Origin of the sequence: Candidatus Nitronauta litoralis (genome assembly GCA_015698285.1) — a bacterium.
In the GTDB taxonomy this organism is placed as follows: Bacteria; Nitrospinota; Nitrospinia; order Nitrospinales; family Nitrospinaceae; genus Nitronauta; species Nitronauta litoralis.
On the sequence record CP048685.1, the window covers coordinates 1650292 to 1665445 of the forward strand.

Sequence of the window (15154 nt, forward strand, 5' to 3'; positions counted from 1 at the left end):
TCAGATTGAGTCACATAAATAAAAGGGGCCAAACGGTGCCGCCTTGTTGGTTTTATGCAGCGATCCCAGTCGTTTATTGGATCGCATGAAACAACGGCTGGTTCTGATTACCCCTGATTTGGGTGTCACCATCCAAACTTTAAACCCGTTAGGAGACCACACACGTGGATACCCCCAACCTGATTGACAAACCCAAAAACCCGATCATGTTTGATGCCATCCGTGTCCGGTTGGCCTCACCTGAAAAAATCCGGTCCTGGTCGTACGGGGAAGTCAAAAAACCCGAAACTATCAACTATCGAACGTTCAAGCCTGAACGTGACGGTTTGTTTTGTGCCAAAATTTTTGGTCCTGTAAAGGACTGGGAATGTAATTGCGGTAAGTACAAGCGCATGAAGCACAAAGGCGTGGTCTGTGAGAAATGCGGCGTTGAGGTCATCCTCTCTAAGGTGCGTCGCGAGCGTCTCGGTCATATCGAGTTGGCCAGCCCGGTTGCTCACATCTGGTTTTTCAAGGGACTTCCAAGTCGCATCGGTCATGTGCTCGACCTCACCCTGAAAGAGCTCGAACGCATTATTTATTTTGAGAACTTTGTGGTGACCGACCCGGGTGAATCAGATTATAAATACGGTCAATTGCTGACTGAAGCGGAACAGCGTGAGTCGGAAGTTGAATTCCCGCAAGGACTGAAAACCATGATGGGTTGTGAGGCCGTCAGCGAAATGCTGCAAAACCTTGACCTGGACAGCCTTGCAGTCAAAATCAAGGAAGACCTGGCTAACACCCAGTCGGTTCTCAATAAGCGAAAGTTTTCAAAGCGGTTGAAAATTGTTGAAGCCTTCCGCAAGTCCGGCAATCGGCCTGAGTGGATGGTGTTGCGGGTGGTGCCGGTTATTCCGCCTGAGTTACGCCCACTCGTGCCTCTTGATGGGGGTCGTTTTGCGACGTCTGATCTGAACGATTTATATCGCCGTGTGATTAACCGGAACAACAGATTGAAGCGGCTGCAGGAGCTCAAGGCTCCACAGATCATTATTCGAAATGAAAAAAGAATGTTGCAGGAAGCCGTTTCCGCCCTGTTCGATAACGGGCGGCGCGGACGTACCCTGCGGGGAACAAACAAACGCCCGCTGAAATCCCTTTCAGATATGTTGAAGGGTAAGCAGGGTCGTTTTCGCCAGAACCTGTTGGGAAAACGCGTCGACTATTCCGGTCGTTCAGTTATCGTTGTTGGGCCGGAACTCAATCTGCATCAGTGTGGACTGCCAAAGAAAATGGCGCTTGAGCTTTTCAAGCCGTTCATCTTCAATCTGCTGGAAGAGCGTGGGTATGCCGCTACTATCAAGACAGCGAAGAAAATGGTTGAGCAGGAACGCGCCGAAGTATGGGAAGTTCTGGAAGAGGTGATCCAGAAACATCCGGTTCTTCTGAACCGGGCGCCCACCCTGCATCGTCTGGGTATCCAGGCGTTTGAGCCGGTCCTTATTGAAGGTAAGGCGATCCGTATCCATCCGCTGGTTTGTACTGCGTTTAACGCGGACTTTGACGGCGACCAGATGGCTGTTCATGTGCCGCTTTCCATGGAAGCGCGGGTCGAGGCCAAGTTGCTGATGATGGCACCGAATAACGTGATGTCTCCGGCCAACGGCCGCCCCATCGCAGTGCCGAGTCAGGACATAGTTCTTGGTTGTTACTATATGTCCAAGATTCGCGGCGGCGTTAAAGGTGAAGGTCATGTGTTCTCTGACTCGCGTGAAGTGCGTGCAGCATTTGATGCGGATGAACTGGACCTGCAGGCCAAGATAATGGTTCGTATCGATGGTGAATTGCAGTGGACGACAACCGGGCGCGTTCTTATCAAGGAAGTGATGCCGGAAGGGCTGCCGTTCGGTCTGGTCAATCAGATCCTTGACAAGAAAGCTTTGTCCGATCTGATCTCTACCTCTTATAAGCTGGTCGGACGTGAAAAGACGGTCACCCTGTTGGATCAGGTGAAAACACTCGGTTTTCATTATGCAACGGAGGCGGGCCTGTCTATTTCCATCGATCATATGCGTATTCCAAAAGCGAAAGAAGAGTTGGTCACCAAGACGGGCGAAGAGGTATTGCGTGTATATGGTCAGTATCGCGATGGTCTGATTACCAATGGCGAGCGTTACAACAAAGTGATCGACATCTGGGCACACGTTACCGAAAAAGTTTCCGAAGAGATGTTTAAGGAACTGGAAAATGAAGATCAGGATCTGGTCGACGGAAAAGGGGACAGGGGTCAGGACTTCAACTCCATATTCATTATGGCTGACTCCGGTGCTCGTGGTAGTTCGCAGCAGCTTCGGCAGCTTGCGGGTATGCGTGGTCTGATGGCCAAGCCTTCCGGTGAAATCATCGAAACGCCCATCACCGCAAACTTTCGCGAAGGATTGTCGGTTATCCAGTACTTCATCTCGACTCATGGTGCTCGTAAAGGGTTGGCGGATACCGCTCTGAAAACCGCGAATTCAGGTTACCTCACCCGACGTCTGGTGGATGTGGCGCAGGATATCATCATCATGGAAGAGGACTGCGGAACCTTGCGCGGACTTGAAGTGTCGGCGTTGGTGGAAGCGGGTGAAATCATCCAGCCATTGGGCGAGCGTTTGCTGGGCCGAACCGCGCTGGAAGATGTGATCGATCCTTTTACGAATGAAATCCTGATAAAAGCCAATGACCTTATCGATGAAGAAATCGTGGAGGCTATCGAAAACTCAGGAATCGAAAAAGTCAAAATTCGTTCCAACCTGACTTGTGAATCGCATCAGGGTCTTTGCGTGAAATGTTACGGACGTAACCTGGCCACCAACGACTGGGTGGAAGTCGGTGAGCCGGTCGGAGTTATCGCGGCGCAGTCTATTGGAGAACCGGGAACCCAGCTTACGATGCGGACGTTCCATATCGGTGGAACCGCGAGCCGGGTTGTTGAGCAGACAACGTTGTCGACCAAAAAAGGCGGCATCATCAAATATCAAGGGCTTCGCACTTTGAAGAATCAGCGAGGTGAAATCATCGTCATGAACCGTAATGGTTTCCTGACGGTGCAGGATGAAAACGGACGGGAAAAAGAGCGCTATTCCATTGTCTACGCAGCCAAATTGAAAGTTGCCGATGGGCAGGAAGTGCATGAAGGCCAGACTCTGGTGGAATGGGATCCTTACACCAACTCCATCCTGACCGAAGTTTCAGGTACGGTTGCATTCGACGATATTCTGGAGGGAGCAACCATGAAGGAAGACTTCGATGAAATTACCGGTCTTTCTTCCAAGGTCATTGTCCCGCATCGGGATGAAAAGAAACAGCCGCGCATTCTGATTACTGATGAAGAAGGAGAAGAATTGCGCAAGTATCTGCTTCCGGCTGGAGCCCACATTAATGTGAATGAAGGGGATTTTGTCAACGCGGGTGATGTTATCGTAAAAATTCCGCGTGAATCCGCAAAAACCAAGGACATCACCGGTGGTCTGCCGCGTGTTGCGGAGTTGTTTGAAGCCCGCAAGCCGCACGAGCAAGCGACTATCACCGAAATTGACGGTAAGGTCAAGTTCGGCGGATTTGTTAAGGGTATGCGAAAAGTGGTGGTTGAATCCAAAACCGGTGACGAGCGCGATTACCTTATTCCGCGCGGTAAGCACATCAATGTCCATGAGGGCGACGATGTTCTTGCAGGTGAGCCGTTGATGGATGGAGCCTCCAATCCGCACGATATCCTCGCCGTTCTTGGTGAAAACGAATTGCAGAAATATCTGGTTAATGAGGTTCAAGAGGTTTATCGGTTGCAGGGCGTTTCGATTAACGACAAGCACATCGAAGTGATTGTCCGGCAAATGTTGCGCCATGTTCAGGTTGAAGACCCGGGTGATACCGATCTTCTGGTTGGAGAGCAGGTGACCAAGAAACAGTTCAATCAGAAGAACCAGGAAGTTATCAAGGATGGAGGCAAGCCGGCGCAGGCAACCCCGGTATTACTGGGGATCACCAAATCGTCGCTTAGCACAGAAAGTTTTATCTCTGCCGCCTCTTTCCAGGAGACAACCCGGGTATTGACTGAGGTTTCTCTCAGCGGGAAAGAGGATCGTCTGGTTGGCCTTAAGGAAAACGTTATTATGGGCCGACTGATCCCGGCGGGAACCGGTTGTCGGGTGTATTCCGGAATTCGGATCGAAGAGCCGGAATACGAGGAAGAAACGCCTGCTGAAACCGCTACAGAGACTTCTGAAGCGGGTACAGAGGAAGAAGAAACCGCCGCGGTGGAATAACCTTGTTTTTTTAGATTTTTCCACTTGACTGATCTCGTTAAAGTGATAGAATCTTGAACTTTCCGCCAGCGTTACAAATTTTCGTTAGGTCAAGGAAATCAAACACTTAGGGCAACTCCGTTTTTTTTCGGGGCGGCCTCAATAGGGAGCTATTACTTTGCCGACTATAAATCAACTGGTCCGACAGGGCCGGAAGGCAAAAAATTACAAGACAGCGAGTCCGGCGTTGAAGCGCTGTCCGCAGAAGCGGGGTGTTTGTGTGCGTGTGTATACCTCGACTCCCAAGAAGCCGAATTCCGCGCTCCGTAAGGTGGCCCGCGTGAGGCTGACCAATGGAATGGAAGTAACCACTTACATTCCCGGCGTGGGGCATAATTTGCAGGAGCATTCCATTGTTTTGATTCGGGGTGGTCGTGTTAAGGATTTGCCTGGTGTCCGTTACCATGTGGTACGCGGAAGTCTTGATACGCTGGGCGTTGATAACCGTCGTCAGAGCCGTTCTAAGTACGGTGCAAAACGACCCAAGAATTAACTCCGAACCCAACCTATGGCAAGAAGACGTACAGCAGTAAAAAGAGAAATACTGCCCGACCCTAAATTTCACGACATGCTTGTGTCGCGTTTTGTTAATTGCCTTTTGAGGCAGGGGAAGAAGAGTCTGGCAGAGCGCATGCTCTATACGGCGCTGGACACCATCGGCGAGAAGGTCGCAGATGAGGAGCCGCTCCGAGTGTTTAAAAAAGCGGTGGAAAATGCAGCCCCTGTTTTGGAAGTGCGGTCCCGGCGTGTCGGGGGTGCAACCTACCAGGTGCCGGTGGAGGTCAACCACAGTCGCCGAATTGCATTGAGTATCCGGTGGTTGATTGGGAATGCGAAGTCCCGCGCAGGAAAATCCATGGCGGAAAAGCTGACAGCTGAATTGCTGGATGCCTATAACAGTCAGGGCGGCGCGATTAAGAAAAAAGATGAAGTGCATCGTATGGCAGAAGCCAATAAAGCGTTTGCCCATTACAGGTGGTAAGGAAATATAGGCTGAGATGAGTAAAAAGTTATCCCTCGAAAAAGTTCGTAATATTGGAATCATCGCTCACATCGACGCGGGTAAAACCACGACGACGGAACGTGTTCTTTATTACACAGGTAAGAGTCATAAGATTGGTGAAGTGCACGAAGGCAGTGCCACCATGGACTGGATGGAGCAGGAGCAGGAGCGTGGTATCACGATCACTTCGGCTGCGACTACCTGTTTCTGGGATAAGCATCAAATCAATATCATCGACACACCCGGGCACGTTGATTTTACCGCGGAGGTTGAGCGGTCCCTGCGGGTTCTGGATGGTGCCATCGGCGTTTTTTGTGCGGTGGGTGGCGTTGAGCCTCAGTCTGAAACGGTATGGCGGCAGGCTACCAAGTACAAGGTCCCGCGGATTGCTTTTGTGAATAAAATGGATCGTACCGGTGCCAACTTTGTTTCTGTTGTGGGTCAAATGAAAGATCGGCTGGGAGCCAATCCGGTTCCGGTGCAGATCCCGGTGGGTGCTGAGGGTGATTTTGTTGGTGTGATCGACTTGATAGAGATGAAAGCCAATATTTATTCGGATGACAAAGGCAAGGGTGAGGTGTTTGATGTTGTGGACATCCCCGAAGATATGCGGGAGATGGCAGAGCACTACCGTGACAAAATGGTTGAGGCCGCCTCCGATGCTGATGAAAGCATCATGGAGCGATACCTTGAGGGCGGTGAGATCAGTAACAGTGAGATTCTTGCGGCTATCCGAACCGGCACCCTGGATTTGAAATTCACTCCCGTTTTTTGCGGGGCGGCGTTTAAGAATAAAGGTGTTCAGCAGTTGCTGGATGCGGTGGTCAATATTCTTCCGTCTCCTCTTGATGTTCCGTCGATTGTCGGGACCAATCCGAATACGCAGGAAGAGGTTGGTTTCAAGGTTGAAGACAGCGAGCCGCTGTCGGCGCTGGCTTTCAAGATCATGACCGATCCATTTGTCGGGCAGCTGGCATTTGTCCGGGTGTATTCCGGTAAGCTGGAATCCGGATCCTATGTCTACAACTCGACTAAGAATCAGCGTGAGCGAGTGGGTCGTCTGCTGCGAATGCACGCCAACAAGCGTGAAGAGATCAAAGAAGTGGCCGCAGGTGATATTGCCGCCGTTGTCGGATTCAAGAAAACCTTCACCGGTGATACGCTTTGTCCTGAAGACAAGCCTGTAATTCTTGAGGCCATCACATTTCCGCAGCCTGTTATTGCGATTGCCATTGAGCCAAAGACCAAGGCAGAGCAGGATAAGCTGGGCGATTGCCTGCATAAGCTGGCCCAGGAGGACCCGACTTTTGAAGCGCGGGTTGATCCTGAGACCAACCAGACCATTATCTCCGGGATGGGTGAGTTGCATCTCGAAGTCCTGGTTGATCGGATGAAGCGCGAGTTCAGTCTTGACGTGCATGTGTCCAAGCCTCAGGTTGCCTATCGCGAAACGATTTCAAAGGCGGTGGATCATGCCCACCAGTACAAGAAGCAGACCGGTGGTAAGGGGCAGTTTGCGCATGTGAAAATCAAGGTTGAGCCTCAGGAGCCAGGTGATGGTTACGAATTTGTGAACAAGATCACCGGTGGGGCGATCCCGAAGGAATTTATTCCCGCAGTGCAAAAGGGGATCGAGGAAGCGATGGACCGGGGTGTGTTGTGTGGGTATCCAGTGGTTGATATTCGCGTCACCCTGTATGACGGGTCATATCATGAGGTCGACTCGTCTGAAATGTCTTTTAAGATCTGTTCCGCTATCGCGTTCAAGGAGGCCTGTCAAAAAGCCGGTCCTCAGTTGCTTGAGCCGGTGATGGATGTCGAGGTGATGACCCCTGAAGATTTCATGGGTGATGTTATAGGTAATCTCAATTCAAAGCGGGGCAAGATTAAAGAATTGGCAGAACGCGCCGGTGCCAAGGTGGTGAAATGTGAAGTTCCCCTGGCGGGTATGTTCGGTTACTCGACCGATCTCCGCTCGGCGACACAGGGGCGTGCCAACTACAGTATGGAATTCGCAAAATACGATGTTGTGCCGGCTGCGATCGCGGAAGAGTTGATCGCCAAAGCTGCCGGGACGACTCCCGAAAACACAACGGTTTAACTGATATCGACATTTACGATCGAGAAAATGGAGTGAACACGGTATGGCTAAAGAAAAATTTGTAAGAGACAAGCCTCATTTAAACATAGGAACCATCGGGCACGTGGATCATGGTAAAACCACTCTGACCGCGGCCATCACCGAAGTACTGGCGACAAAAGGTTTTGCTGACAGTATTGCGTTCGATCAGATTGACAAGGCGCCGGAGGAGAAGGAGCGTGGTATCACCATCGCGATTGCGCATGTTGAGTATCAGACGGAAGAACGTCACTACGCTCACGTTGACTGTCCGGGTCATGCTGACTATGTAAAAAACATGATCACCGGAGCGGCGCAGATGGACGGCGCGATCCTGGTTATCTCTGCTACCGACGGCCCCATGCCTCAGACACGTGAGCATATCCTGCTGGCTCGTCAGGTTGGTGTGCCGAGGATTGTTGTGTTCATGAACAAGTGCGACATGGTTGATGATGAAGAGTTGCTCGACCTGGTTGAGCTTGAGGTTCGTGAGCTCCTCAGCAAGTACGAATTTCCAGGGGACGACATTCCGGTTGTTCGCGGCAGTGCGTTGAAAGCTCTTGAAAATGCTAGTGATGAGACGCAGAGTAAATGCATCTGGGATCTGATGGGGGAAGTTGATAAGTACATCCCGGTTCCCGAGCGTCCGGTTGACAAGCCGTTCCTGATGCCGATTGAGGATATCTTCAGCATCTCCGGTCGTGGAACGGTTGCGACGGGTCGTGTTGAGCAGGGCATCATCAAGGTGGGTGAGGAAGTTGAGGTCGTTGGTTTTCGCGATACGGACAAGACCACGGTGACCGGTGTTGAAATGTTCCGCAAGCTGCTGGATGAAGGTCAGGCGGGTGACAATGTCGGGCTTCTCTTGCGCGGTACGAAGCGTGAAGACATCGAGCGCGGGCAGGTTCTGGCAAAGCCGGGTTCGATTACACCGCACAGTAAATTCAAGGCATCGGTTTATATTCTGACGAAAGAGGAAGGTGGTCGTCACACTCCGTTCTTCAACGGGTATCGTCCACAGTTTTATTTCCGGACCACTGACGTGACAGGTGTTTGTACCCTGCCGCAGGGAGTGGAAATGGTTATGCCTGGAGACAACGTGACCTTTGACGTTGAATTGATCACCCCCGTAGCGATGGCGAAAGAGCTGCGGTTTGCAATCCGTGAAGGCGGACGTACCGTCGGCGCCGGAATCGTAAGCGAGATCAACGAGTGATGGCGGAAACCAGTCAGAAGATAAAGATCAAGCTTAAGGCTTACGACCACAAGTTGCTGGACTGGTCGGTCGGCGAGATTGTCGAAACGACAAAGCGCACTGGCGCTCGTGTGGTGGGTCCGATCCCCTTGCCAACAGTCCGGAACCGGTGGACGGTTTTGAGATCACCGCATGTTGATAAAAAGTCCCGGGAACAGTTCGAGATCAGAACGCACAAGCGTATCCTGGAAATTCTCGAGCCTACCCCGCAAACAGTAGACGCACTCATGAAGCTGGATCTTTCCGGCGGCGTCGATATTGAGATCAAGCTGTAGCCCTATGGAAGCTTTACTTGGAAAAAAAATGGGGATGACCCAGGTGTTCACTGATAAGGGGGATTGTGTCCCCGTGACGGTGATTCAGGTTGAAAAATGTGTGCCTGTTCTCAAGCGCACTCCTGAAACTGACGGTTATCAGGCGGTTCTGGTGGCTTATGGTGAGCGAAAGAAAAAGCACGCCAATAAAGCTCAGTTAGGTTTTTACGCCAAGCATAAAATGGATCCGGCTCAGACCTTGACCGAATTCCGCGACCAGGATATTGAAGACGATGCACTTGGCAAGCCGCTCAAGGTTGACCTGTTCTCCGAAGGCGATTTTGTGAATGTCATCGGGACGTCCAAGGGTAAAGGGTTTCAGGGGGTCATGAAGCGGCACGGATTCGCGGGTCACCCGGCTTCACGTGGTAACCATGAGTCATTTCGTGGCCCGGGTTCCATTGGTATGGCGACCTTCCCGGGCAGAGTGCTCAGGGGGCATCCCATGGCAGGGCATATGGGTAACGAGCGGGTCTTTGTGAAAAATTTAAGTGTTGTTAGTGTGGATCCCGGTAATAACACAATTCTGATTCGGGGGGCAGTGCCTGGAAAGAACGGTGGGCTGGTCCGGGTCGTGAAATCGCAAAAACAACCGAAGAATGGTAAGAAGTGATGGCGGAACTGGAAGTAAAAGATAAAGAAAATAATAAAGTCGAGACTGTTGCGGTATCCGATGATGTGTTTGGCGTGACAGTGCGCGAGCATCTGGTGCAGCGATATGTGGTGATGCAGCTTGCGTCCCGGCGCAGTGGTACAGCGAAGACGCAGAACAGTCGCTGTGAAGTACGCGGCGGTGGTAAAAAGCCCTGGCGCCAGAAAGGAACCGGACGGGCCCGTCAGGGCAGCATTCGGTCCGCCAACTGGGTTGGTGGTATGACGGTGTTTGGTCCCGCCCCTCGCGACTACAGTTTCCCTCTATCCAAAAAATCCAAAAAACTCGCAATCAAATCCGTATTAACCGATCGTCTTCAGAATGGTGGCATCACTGTTGTGAAGGATCTTTCGCTTGAAGAGCCTAAAACCAGGCATGCAGTTGCCCTGTTGGGTAAGCTTGAGCTTCCGGCGAAAACTCTGTTCCTTCTGGGCGATGAGAATGAAAACCTGAGGTTGGCTGTCAGGAACATTCCGCAGGTGGATTGCCTTTCGATTGAGGGGTTGAATGTATACGACCTGCTTCGGCACGAACGTATTGTGTTGACGCCCGAGACGGTCAAGAAAATTGAGGAGCGCCTTAACTAATGGATCTGCATCGCGTGTTGGAAAAGCCCCTGGTAACGGAAAAAGGCACCCTGATGTCTGAGGGGGGAAACTGGGTTTTGTTTCAGGTAAACCGTGGTGCGAACAAGCATTTGGTTAAGCAAGCGGTTGAAAAAATATTTAAAGTCACTGTGCTCAAAGTCAACACCCTGATGATGAAACCAAAGAGCAAACGGTTTGGAAGGCATGTGGGGCAGACTCAAAGCTGGAAAAAAGCCATGGTCCTGTTGAAGGACGGTGACACCATTGATTTCTTCGAGGGAGCGTAACCGAGCATGCCTGTACGCAGAATGAAACCGACATCTGCCGGAGTACGTTTCCGGACGATCTCCACTTTTGAAGAGGTCACCAAGAAGACTCCCGAGAAGAGTTTGCTTGTCGCGATCGGACGCAAGGGTGGTCGTAATCATCATGGGCGACTCACTGCTCCGCACCGGGGTGGTGGGCACCGCAAGCTATACCGGGTTATTGACTTCCGTCGTAACAAGGACGATGTTCCTGCCCGTGTAGAAGGGATTGAGTACGATCCCAACCGCAGTGCCAACATTGCGCTTCTGGTTTATGCCGATGGTGAAAAACGCTACATACTGGCTCCTCGTGAGCTGAAGACAGGTGCATCTGTGATGTCGGGTGAAAAGGCTGAAGTTAAAGTTGGTAATTGTCTCCCGCTCCAGTTGATCCCGGAAGGTACGCTGATTCATAATATCGAATTGCGGCCAGGCAAGGGCGGGCAGATCGCGCGCAGTGCCGGAACGTATGCTCAGCTCATGGCGAAAGAAGGGCGTTACGCCAACATCAAGCTTGGGTCGGGCGAAGTGCGGTTGGTTGAGCTCAAGTGTCGGGCAACCATCGGTACGGTTGGCAACACCGATCATGAAAATGTTTCCTGGGGCAAGGCGGGGCGTTCCCGCTGGCTTGGGCGTCGGCCGCGAGTGCGTGCGGTAGCGATGAACCCGGTCGACCATCCCATGGGGGGTGGTGAAGGGCGTTCCTCTGGTGGGCGTCATCCGTGTAGTCCGTGGGGACAGCCGGCCAAGGGATTCAAGACACGTAAGAAAAAGAAGCCGTCAGAAAAATTTATTCTGAGTCGGCGCAAGAAAAAATAAGGTTGGAATTCCGGTTGGCAGGGGCTGTCCGGAAGGTGAAACTAAACCTGGGGTCTGCGGGCTATTGTGGATTCCGGGGGAAGCCGGGTTCCCGGCTTGCTGGCGAAATATTCAGGAGTGATTAAAAGATGGCACGTTCGTTAAAAAAAGGGCCGTTTGTCGACGAGCATCTCGAGAAAAAAGTTGAGGAGCTGAATCGTCGTAACGACAAAAAGATCATTAAGACCTGGTCGAGACGTTCGACCATTCTTCCTGATTTCGTTGGGCACACGCTGGGGGTTCACAACGGGAAAAAATTTATTCCTGTGTTTATCTCAGAAAATATGGTGGGCCACAAGTTGGGTGAGTTTTCCCCGACCCGGACTTTTAAGGCGCACAGCGGCAAAACCAAAAAAGCCGCGCCGGGCAAATAAGGGAGAAGGTAAATGGATGTCAGGGCTTCATTAAGGCAGGTTCACGTCAGTCCGCAAAAAGCGCGACTGGTTGCGGATATGATTCGCGGGCGTAATGTAAACGATGCGATCAACATCCTGGCGTTTACGCGCAAAAAATCTGCGGACATTATCTCCAAGCTCCTTAAATCGGCAATCGCCAATGCGGAAGAGAACCACAAGGTAGTAGATGTGGATGATCTTTTTGTCAAGGCGATCACCGTTGATAAAGGAATCACCATGAAGCGGTTTATGCCGCGGGCACGTGGGTCTGCATCGCCGATTAAAAAGCGGCACAGTCACATCACGATTGTCTTGAACGAACGTTAATTTTTCGGAGGCGCAATAGTGGGTCAGAAAGTTCATCCTTACGGGTTTCGGCTGGGCGTTAACAAGCCCTGGAGATCTAACTGGTATGCCACCAAGGATTATCCTGACCTGTTGTTGGAAGACATCAAGTTAAGGAAGCACCTCAAGAAAGCCCTGTCTCATGCAGGTGTTTCTAATGTGGAGATTGAGCGCTCCGCCAACCGGATTCGTATCAACATTCACACAGCCCGACCGGGAATCATCATCGGTAAAAAGGGTCTGGAGGTGGACCGGTTGAAAGAGGAGTTGCAGAGGATGATTGGCGGCAAGCAGATCAACCTGAATATCAAGGAAATCCGCCGAGCGGAACTCGATGCCACCTTGATTGCGCAAAACATCGCGCTGCAATTGGAAAAACGGATCTCATTCCGTCGCGCAATGAAAAAATCGGTTGTGTCGTCATTGAGGTTCGGTGCAAAAGGAATCAAGATCCGGTGTTCGGGCAGGTTGGCCGGAGCGGAAATCGCGCGGAGCGAGTGGTATCGAGAAGGTCGGGTCCCACTGCACACGCTTCGTGCTGATATTGATTACGGTACTGCAGAGGCGGCAACAACTTACGGGATCATCGGGATCAAAGTTTGGGTTTATAAGGGCGACATTTTTAAAGAGCGTCAGGAAGTGCCCACAAAAAACGTGGATAAAGAAGCGTAGAGCGGCGGGCGAGGAGACTTAATCATGTTAATGCCAAAAAAGGTCAAATACCGGAAAAAGCACAAAGGTCGTATGACCGGTGCCGCCCGGCGTGGGAATAAAGTTAGTTTCGGCGAGTATGGATTGCAAACCCTCGCTTGCGGCTGGATCACCAACCGCCAGATTGAGGCTGCGCGTATTGCCATGACACGTTACGTAAAACGTGGCGGTAAAATCTGGCTGAGGATTTTTCCGGACAAACCGATCTCTAAAAAGCCAGCTGAAACCCGAATGGGTAAAGGTAAAGGCGGTCCGGAGTTCTGGGTTGCAGTGGTGAAGCCGGGTCGAATGCTTTATGAAATGTCCGGTGTTCCAGAAGATATCGCGCGCGAGGCATTCCGCCTGGCCGCACACAAGCTGCCGGTAAAAACGCGGTTTGTGGTCAACAAGTAACGGGGAAATATGAAATCGCAAGAGATCAGGGAATTATCCGATAAAGAGCTCGAGGAAAAGCTGGGCGATTTAAAGGAAGAGCAGTTCAATCTTAAATTCCAGCTGGCGACGGGTAAAATCCAGAATCCTGGCGGGATTGTCCATCTCAGGCGGAGCATCGCCCGTGTGATGACGATTCTAAATGAACGGAAGCGGGCGAAGGCCGACACCGCTCCCGCTTCGGCAACCGAAGATACGGCTAAGGCTTAAGAAAATATGACGGAAGAAACTCAGAATAACCCCCTGGACCGGCGGCGTATAATGACCGGGACTGTGGTAAGCGACAAGATGGACAAGACTGCGGTGGTTCGTGTGGACCGGGTGTATAAACACACCAAGTTTAAAAAGATCATTCGCCGGTCTAAGAAATACCACTGTCATGATGAGGCCAACCAGTGCAAGCCCGGAGATTTCGTTGAAATTCGCGAAACCCGTCCGCTCAGTAAGCTTAAGCGCTGGTGCCTGGTGCGCATCATCAAGCAGGCGGAAGTGATTGAAGCTCCAGCCGCAGGGAAGGTGGCGTCATGATTCAGCTTCGAACGGTGATGGAGGTTGCGGATAACTCCGGGGCGCGGAAGGTGCAATGCATCAAAGTGCTTGGGGGTAGTGGCCGTCGATACGCCTCGGTGGGTGACATCATCGTGGTGGCGGTAAAAGAAGCCGAGCCGCACAGCAATGTTAAAAAGGGCGAAGTGAAAAAAGCGGTGATCGTGAGGACCCGTAAGGAATTGAGACGGACCAACGGTAGTTACATCAAGTTTGATAGTAATGCCGCGGTTTTGGTTAATGATGCGCGTGAGCCGGTTGGAACGCGTATCTTCGGTCCGGTGGCCCGTGAATTGCGCGCCAAGCGATTTCTGAAAATCCTGTCCCTTGCTCCGGAGGTGTTGTGATGGCGGCTCCCAAGATTGCGGTCAAAAAAGATGATCTGGTAGAGGTTATTTCCGGTCGGGAAAAAGGTAAAAAAGGAAAAGTGCTGGCCGTGTTCCCGGGTGAAGAGCGGATCACGATTGAAAAGCTCAACATGCTGAAGCGTCACCTCAAGCCCAGCCAGGCGAACAAGCAAGGCGGGATTGTTGAGAAGGAAGGTAAGTTGCATGTGTCCAATGTCATGCTGATCGACTCCGAAGGCAAGCGCACCCGCGTTAAATGGAAGCGTCTGGAGGATGGTAAGCGTGTCCGGGTAGCAGCAAGAACCGGTGAGGTAATCGATCAGTAAAACGCCATTGCTGCACGGGTAGTAAAAAGTTAAGTTACGAACAACATTTTAAGCAAAAGAAAGACGCGCCATTTTTTATGTCGACACTGAAAACAGCATTTAACGAAAAGCTCAAGAGCCAGATCCAGAAAGAGCTTGGCCTGCCGAATGTTATGCAAGTACCAAAGCTCAGCAAGATCGTGGTCAACATGGGGTTGGGAGAGGCGATTCAAAATGCCAAGCTGATTGAGGCGGGTGTTGAGCAGCTCCGGGCCATCACGGGCCAGGCTCCTGTGGTGACCAAGTCCAAAAATGCGATTTCCAATTTCAAGCTGCGGGAGAATATGCCCATCGGGGTGCGTGTTACCTTGCGCGGTGAACGCATGTATGAATTTTTTGAGCGGCTGGTCTCTTTTGCGCTTCCTCGGGTGCGCGACTTTAAAGGTCTGTCGCCCAAATCATTTGACGGTCGTGGAAATTACACGCTTGGTTTAAAAGAGCAATTGATTTTTCCCGAAATCCCTTTTGATAAGGTTGAGAAAATCAAGGGAATGAATATCACCATCTGCACCTCTGCTGATTCTGATGAGCAAGGGCGCGTGTTGTTGAAGACGTTGGGATTTCCCCTGCGTAACTGATCACCGTGATTTAA

The 15154-nt window shown here is 51.4% G+C and carries 19 protein-coding genes; all 19 read left to right on the top strand.

Going from position 1 to position 15154, the window contains the following annotated elements:
* Nucleotides 1–206 precede the first annotated feature (206 nt).
* The 19 genes from rpoC to rplE all read left to right on the top strand — a co-directional run bounded on the left by rpoC (nt 207) and on the right by rplE (nt 15140).
* The gene (rpoC, locus tag G3M70_07560; protein QPJ63742.1) at nt 207–4289 is read left to right on the top strand and encodes a DNA-directed RNA polymerase subunit beta'; all 4083 of its coding nucleotides are present in this window, start codon (nt 207–209) and stop codon (nt 4287–4289) included.
* 157 nt (nt 4290–4446) lie between these two features.
* On the top strand, nt 4447–4821 hold the full coding sequence (locus tag G3M70_07565) for a 30S ribosomal protein S12 (protein ID QPJ61746.1): 375 nt from the start codon (nt 4447–4449) through the stop codon (nt 4819–4821).
* A 15-nt stretch (nt 4822–4836) separates the two neighbouring features.
* Nucleotides 4837–5310, top strand: a complete 474-nt coding sequence (gene rpsG / locus G3M70_07570) for a 30S ribosomal protein S7 (protein ID QPJ61747.1) — start codon at nt 4837–4839, stop codon at nt 5308–5310.
* 16 nt (nt 5311–5326) lie between these two features.
* Nucleotides 5327–7432, top strand: coding sequence for an elongation factor G (gene fusA / locus G3M70_07575; GenBank protein QPJ61748.1), 2106 nt, complete (start codon nt 5327–5329; stop codon nt 7430–7432).
* A 43-nt stretch (nt 7433–7475) separates the two neighbouring features.
* A complete protein-coding gene (gene tuf, locus G3M70_07580; GenBank protein ID QPJ61749.1) occupies nt 7476–8666 on the top strand; it encodes an elongation factor Tu in 1191 nt (396 codons plus the stop codon).
* Nucleotides 8666–8980, top strand: coding sequence for a 30S ribosomal protein S10 (gene rpsJ, locus G3M70_07585; GenBank protein ID QPJ61750.1), 315 nt, complete (start codon nt 8666–8668; stop codon nt 8978–8980). Before tuf ends, rpsJ begins: the two co-directional genes overlap by 1 nt.
* A 4-nt stretch (nt 8981–8984) precedes the next feature.
* Nucleotides 8985–9632, top strand: a complete 648-nt coding sequence (gene rplC, locus G3M70_07590; protein ID QPJ61751.1) for a 50S ribosomal protein L3 — start codon at nt 8985–8987, stop codon at nt 9630–9632.
* Nucleotides 9632–10258 carry a 50S ribosomal protein L4 gene (rplD, locus tag G3M70_07595; protein ID QPJ61752.1) on the top strand — a complete coding sequence of 209 codons (627 nt, stop codon included), beginning with the start codon at nt 9632–9634 and terminating at the stop codon, nt 10256–10258. Before rplC ends, rplD begins: the two co-directional genes overlap by 1 nt.
* On the top strand, nt 10258–10545 hold the full coding sequence (gene rplW, locus G3M70_07600) for a 50S ribosomal protein L23 (GenBank protein QPJ61753.1): 288 nt from the start codon (nt 10258–10260) through the stop codon (nt 10543–10545). Before rplD ends, rplW begins: the two co-directional genes overlap by 1 nt.
* A gap of 6 nt (nt 10546–10551) precedes the next feature.
* The gene (gene rplB, locus G3M70_07605) at nt 10552–11382 is read left to right on the top strand and encodes a 50S ribosomal protein L2 (protein ID QPJ61754.1); all 831 of its coding nucleotides are present in this window, start codon (nt 10552–10554) and stop codon (nt 11380–11382) included.
* Between the two features lie 128 nt (nt 11383–11510).
* Nucleotides 11511–11795, top strand: coding sequence for a 30S ribosomal protein S19 (gene rpsS / locus G3M70_07610; protein QPJ61755.1), 285 nt, complete (start codon nt 11511–11513; stop codon nt 11793–11795).
* Nucleotides 11796–11807: 12 nt separating this feature from the next.
* The gene (gene rplV, locus G3M70_07615) at nt 11808–12143 is read left to right on the top strand and encodes a 50S ribosomal protein L22 (GenBank protein QPJ61756.1); all 336 of its coding nucleotides are present in this window, start codon (nt 11808–11810) and stop codon (nt 12141–12143) included.
* An 18-nt stretch (nt 12144–12161) separates the two neighbouring features.
* Nucleotides 12162–12833 (top strand): 30S ribosomal protein S3, encoded by a 672-nt coding sequence (gene rpsC / locus G3M70_07620; protein ID QPJ61757.1) that lies wholly within the window; start codon nt 12162–12164, stop codon nt 12831–12833.
* A 24-nt stretch (nt 12834–12857) separates the two neighbouring features.
* Complete coding sequence (gene rplP, locus G3M70_07625) at nt 12858–13265, top strand: 50S ribosomal protein L16 (protein ID QPJ61758.1); 408 nt, start codon at nt 12858–12860, stop codon at nt 13263–13265.
* A gap of 9 nt (nt 13266–13274) precedes the next feature.
* Nucleotides 13275–13514 (top strand): 50S ribosomal protein L29, encoded by a 240-nt coding sequence (rpmC, locus tag G3M70_07630; GenBank protein QPJ61759.1) that lies wholly within the window; start codon nt 13275–13277, stop codon nt 13512–13514.
* Between the two features lie 33 nt (nt 13515–13547).
* Nucleotides 13548–13832 (top strand): 30S ribosomal protein S17, encoded by a 285-nt coding sequence (gene rpsQ / locus G3M70_07635; GenBank protein ID QPJ63743.1) that lies wholly within the window; start codon nt 13548–13550, stop codon nt 13830–13832.
* Nucleotides 13829–14197, top strand: a complete 369-nt coding sequence (rplN, locus tag G3M70_07640) for a 50S ribosomal protein L14 (protein ID QPJ61760.1) — start codon at nt 13829–13831, stop codon at nt 14195–14197. The genes rpsQ and rplN overlap by 4 nt, the downstream gene beginning before the upstream one ends.
* Before the next feature lie 14 nt (nt 14198–14211).
* Complete coding sequence (gene rplX, locus G3M70_07645; GenBank protein QPJ63744.1) at nt 14212–14523, top strand: 50S ribosomal protein L24; 312 nt, start codon at nt 14212–14214, stop codon at nt 14521–14523.
* Nucleotides 14524–14600: 77 nt separating this feature from the next.
* Nucleotides 14601–15140 carry a 50S ribosomal protein L5 gene (gene rplE / locus G3M70_07650; protein ID QPJ61761.1) on the top strand — a complete coding sequence of 180 codons (540 nt, stop codon included), beginning with the start codon at nt 14601–14603 and terminating at the stop codon, nt 15138–15140.
* Nucleotides 15141–15154: the final 14 nt, after the last annotated feature.

What these genes read in the sequence shown, in the direction of transcription:
- rpoC (QPJ63742.1), top strand. Translation starts at nt 207, where the DNA reads ATGTTTGATGCCATCCGTGTCCGGTTGGCCTCACCTGAAAAAATCCGG.
- rpsG (QPJ61747.1), top strand. Translation starts at nt 4,837, where the DNA reads ATGGCAAGAAGACGTACAGCAGTAAAAAGAGAAATACTGCCCGACCCT.
- fusA (QPJ61748.1), top strand. Translation starts at nt 5,327, where the DNA reads ATGAGTAAAAAGTTATCCCTCGAAAAAGTTCGTAATATTGGAATCATC.
- tuf (QPJ61749.1), top strand. Translation starts at nt 7,476, where the DNA reads ATGGCTAAAGAAAAATTTGTAAGAGACAAGCCTCATTTAAACATAGGA.
- rpsJ (QPJ61750.1), top strand. Translation starts at nt 8,666, where the DNA reads ATGGCGGAAACCAGTCAGAAGATAAAGATCAAGCTTAAGGCTTACGAC.
- rplC (QPJ61751.1), top strand. Translation starts at nt 8,985, where the DNA reads ATGGAAGCTTTACTTGGAAAAAAAATGGGGATGACCCAGGTGTTCACT.
- rplD (QPJ61752.1), top strand. Translation starts at nt 9,632, where the DNA reads ATGGCGGAACTGGAAGTAAAAGATAAAGAAAATAATAAAGTCGAGACT.
- rplW (QPJ61753.1), top strand. Translation starts at nt 10,258, where the DNA reads ATGGATCTGCATCGCGTGTTGGAAAAGCCCCTGGTAACGGAAAAAGGC.
- rplB (QPJ61754.1), top strand. Translation starts at nt 10,552, where the DNA reads ATGCCTGTACGCAGAATGAAACCGACATCTGCCGGAGTACGTTTCCGG.
- rpsS (QPJ61755.1), top strand. Translation starts at nt 11,511, where the DNA reads ATGGCACGTTCGTTAAAAAAAGGGCCGTTTGTCGACGAGCATCTCGAG.
- rplV (QPJ61756.1), top strand. Translation starts at nt 11,808, where the DNA reads ATGGATGTCAGGGCTTCATTAAGGCAGGTTCACGTCAGTCCGCAAAAA.
- rplP (QPJ61758.1), top strand. Translation starts at nt 12,858, where the DNA reads ATGTTAATGCCAAAAAAGGTCAAATACCGGAAAAAGCACAAAGGTCGT.
- rpmC (QPJ61759.1), top strand. Translation starts at nt 13,275, where the DNA reads ATGAAATCGCAAGAGATCAGGGAATTATCCGATAAAGAGCTCGAGGAA.
- rplN (QPJ61760.1), top strand. Translation starts at nt 13,829, where the DNA reads ATGATTCAGCTTCGAACGGTGATGGAGGTTGCGGATAACTCCGGGGCG.
- rplE (QPJ61761.1), top strand. Translation starts at nt 14,601, where the DNA reads ATGTCGACACTGAAAACAGCATTTAACGAAAAGCTCAAGAGCCAGATC.